The organism is Methanocalculus sp. (assembly GCF_029762515.1).
Lineage (GTDB): Archaea > Halobacteriota > Methanomicrobia > Methanomicrobiales > Methanocorpusculaceae > Methanocalculus.
Map to the genome: position 1 here is coordinate 1 of NZ_JARVGN010000210.1, position 4043 is coordinate 4043.

The following is a 4043-nucleotide window of genomic DNA, read 5'->3' on the forward strand; positions in this document are numbered from 1 at the left end:
AAGATCTTCGTCCGGGGTGCAGCAAAGAAGGTCTCCGGCGACCTCCTTCTTGGAGGTATAAAGGTTACCTACCTCTGCTCAAAATGCGTGGATAAGAAAGGAGAGTAGGCTCCTTTCAAAACATAATCGGAAGATAGATCCGATAATTTAGTTTCTGTGCTGAGAGCACACTCCGTATCTCCCATCAATAAATCCCAAAAGTATTGCAGTTTTTCAACTCTGTTAATCGCTTATCGAGTGATCAGAAGCCTGATCATTTTTGGTCAATCCAAATATCACGAAGAACATATGTCTCTCTTTTAATTTGGCAAAGGCGCAGTAAAGGCATGAAGAGTCACCTGATAGCTGTGACAGCTCCATAACGAAGATCTGATCATTTGTTACCCTGACGATCACTTTGATCGCATGAGTTTATCGTATCGAAGATCCAACAGGATTTTAAGGAGAAATCCCTGGAGATGGATAGAGAGATCCTCATGGTGATGAACGAATCAAATTTTGTACATCACGTATGCGGGAATAGTCAGACGCGAGAGAACAGGAAGAACGATTGCCTTCTGTATCCTGTTACCTGTCTGCATGGATGAGCAGAAATCATCCATCAAAATGTATGTCCCTATAATAAATTCTTCTGTATTCCCCGATAATCGGGTGATGATGCCCACTTATAACCGTCATAATTGATCGATAACGCCTGAAAATATTGGATGATCTCTCATGTTAAATTTTATTCCCAAACTCATGGTATTACCCACCACGCACGAACTTTTAGTACCCGGACCTGACGGTGTACTCCATTCCTCAGCCGGACCTGAATCGCTGTCACAGAATCCTGAACATTCTGATGTACCGTTTGATCCCCCCACCCCCCTTCTGTTTGATACCGTTCTCTTCCCGACAGATTTCTCCGGGATGAGCACCTCCATCATCTCCCAACTGGGGAAAATCCCTGGAATCAAAGACCTTATGCTCATCCATTTCCAAAATGAAACCGATAGTTCTGCAAGGCAGCAGGCTGAGCGGCAGATTGCCATCCAGAAGGAACAGCTGGGTTGTACAGGTATAAACGTGATGACGCGGGTTGATGTTGCACCCGATGGAAGTATTCCAAGAGCAATTCTTAAGGCAAACAGGACGGATAAAGCAGCTCTTATCGTGATCGGCGCACGTAAAGGAATTCTGAGTGGATCGTTGCTCGGCCGTTGTGCAACTGATGTACTTACCCGGAGCCAGTGCCATGTCCTGATTATGAGATCTGACTCCCCACGATTTTTCTCTCTGAAAAAGCCGGAAGCGGATCCCAATACTATCGTATCAAAGATCCTCTACGCAACGGATTTTTCCAGTTCAGCGGATGATGCCCTGAATGGTCTTAAGCGGATAAACGGGATCAGTGAAGTTATCCTCCTCCATGTTATCCAGAGGAACGGAATCGATCCCGGAGCACGGGAACGTAACGTGAAGGAAGTAGAAGAACGACTGAATCGTATCCATGATGATCTGAAATCCGCAGGAATTTCTTCATCTATTCGGATCCGATATGGCACTCCATCCAAACAGATCTGCATGGCTGCGGCTGAGGAGAACGCGACCATGATTTTGATGTCCCGGTATGGGCGGATGGACTATCTGATGCAGATTCCTGTCGGAAATACGACAAAAAAAGTCGCAAAAATCTCAAAAACCCCCGTCCTTGTCTTCTTTTCGGAGATCCATCTTGTCATCCGCGTCCGGGAGCTGCTCGCACATGAATTCCAGATTGCAGAAATAATATGGCTGGATTATCATCAAAATAAATCTGATCGAAATACCGATCGGATCTTCTGCGTATTTGTTGAAGATACGCCTGTTAGCGTATCCAGGTGCAAGCGCCACACAGATGGTATTGAGGTTGACGGGGTCTTCACATGGGAGGAGTTCCGGGGGAAAGGCTATGCAAGAATGGCAATGGAGGCGCTGGTCTCAGCGTGCGGGGATAACGATCTCTACATGCATGCGACCCTTCCTCTGGTAACCTTTTACAAGTCACTCGGTTTTACCCCGATCCCTGAGAAGGAGCTCCCTCCGACCATACGGGAAAGATATGCATGGGCGATCGGTGATATGGCCGGATCCGATGTATGTCCGATGAAGAGGATCAGTACTGCATAATTATTCAGGCTGATACTCTGGAAATTATAGACTCTTCGCTGACTCTTGTGGGTTTTAAAAAGGGAACGAGTCATCATCTGGTTATCAGGTGTTTGAATCATCATTAGGATCTATTCACTGGGATGTTTTTCCCCACCGCCCCGTCCCCGTCCTCACATGCTTCGCAGGGAGGTTGTACTGGGCAGCCGCAGATGCAGCGCGAGAGGGGCGGGAATGCTTCGGGGGATGTCAGAGCAGATAAACGTCCGATTCTTTTAGAATCGCCTTTCAGGTTGCTCTGATGAGCAAGAGTTTATCAGCTCTGTCATCCTGATCCGGGTCACCCCGCCCCCCGATACCCGCGCCGCACCTGCTTCAAAATACCTCCATTAAATAGCGAGGAGGCAATTAATGAGATTTCGAGGATGGCTTGAGAATAATGGAGTTCCATCCCCGGCATCTGACTATCTGAATGTTCTCAATAAAAGTTAGTATGACCGCCCGATAAGGGCAGCCTTACCCACTTTTCCGCAGACTACGCAGGTGCTCCCGCTCACCTTGGCGGCATGAGGTCCACGGAGTTCCGTTCCGAGGAGCGAGGCGTCGGTCTCAGCCTCGATCTGGTCGGCACATTCCCGCTCACCGCACCATGATCCAACGGCAACCCCGGACTCGACCGCAGATCGGATATCCGGGATGGTTCTGCAGATCGTAATCTTTCCTTCCATTGCTGACTCTGCACGGCCTGCAATCATCGTCTGGATCTGATCCAGCAGTGCCGGGACTTCTCCGGCTGATCCGATCTGCTGTTTCTGCTTGAACCGGTCAACGGCGACAATGGTTCCCGCATCGATATCTCTTGGCCCTATCTCAAGCCGGAGCGGCACCCCATGCAGCTCCCAGTGATAGTACTTCGCACCGGGTCGCATATCGCGGAGATCGAGTTCCACCCGGATGCCGAGTGCCTTCAGCTCGCCCTGGAGTGATTCTGCTGCCGCAAGCACCTCGTCTTTCCGCTTCCCGATGATGATCGGGATGATGACGACCTGCACCGGGGCAACCGAGGGTGGAAGCACAAGACCGGTATCGTCACCATGCACCGAGATAACCGAGGCGATGCACCGTTCCGATATGCCATAACAGGTCTGGTATGCGAGCTGTTGTTCCCCTTCCAGATCCTCGTAGGTGATATCGAAGGTCTTTGAGAAATGTGTCCCGAGATGGTGGGCGGTTCCGATCTGGAGGGTCTTGCCATCAGGCATGATCGTATCGACAGCGATCGTATAATCCGCACCAGGGAACTTATCCCAGTCAGGACGCTTCGAGATGAGGATCGGAACTCCGAGGGATTCATAGAACTGCGAGTACAGCCTGATCGCCTCTTCAACCTGTTCAGAAGCTTCTTCCCAGGTACAGTGGACGGTATGGGCCTCCTTGAAGGAGGTGATCTCCCTGAGCCTGATCAGCGGCCGGGTATGTTTCGTCTCATACCGGAAGGTATTCACGATCTGGTAGATTTTTAAGGGGAGATCGGCATGGGATCTCACCCAGAGGGCATACATCGGATAGATTGCAGTCTCACTTGTGGGCCTGAGTGCAAGCTTCACGTCGAGCTCAGAGAGGCCCCCGTGTGTTACCCAGTAGACCTCCTCCTCAAAGCCCTTGATATGCTCGGCTTCTTTCATGAACTCATGATCGGGGATGAGGAGCGGGAAGATCGTCTCCTGATGATCGACATCAAGGAGCGAGCGGAGTATGGCGTACGTATTCTTCCGGATCGAGAACCCAAAGGGGTACCAGACATACAGCCCCTTCACGGGATACCGGACATCCATGATCTCGGCGCGCCTGAGAATCTCATTATACCATGCACTAAAATCGGAAATCGGGGGGAGTGCATCCGTCTTATCTTC

2 protein-coding genes are annotated in these 4043 nt (G+C 50.2%); one reads left to right on the forward strand and one right to left on the reverse strand.

What is annotated here, in order from left to right:
• Window positions 1–741: 741 nt before the first annotated feature.
• The gene (locus tag QCH34_RS08150) at window positions 742–2151 is read left to right on the forward strand and encodes a GNAT family N-acetyltransferase (protein ID WP_300332699.1); all 1410 of its coding nucleotides are present in this window, start codon (window positions 742–744) and stop codon (window positions 2149–2151) included.
• A 467-nt stretch (window positions 2152–2618) separates the two neighbouring features.
• On the opposite strand, the gene proS is transcribed toward QCH34_RS08150, so the two are convergent.
• On the reverse strand, window positions 2619–4043 hold a 1425-nt coding region (gene proS / locus QCH34_RS08155; protein WP_300332701.1), incomplete at its 5' end, for a proline--tRNA ligase.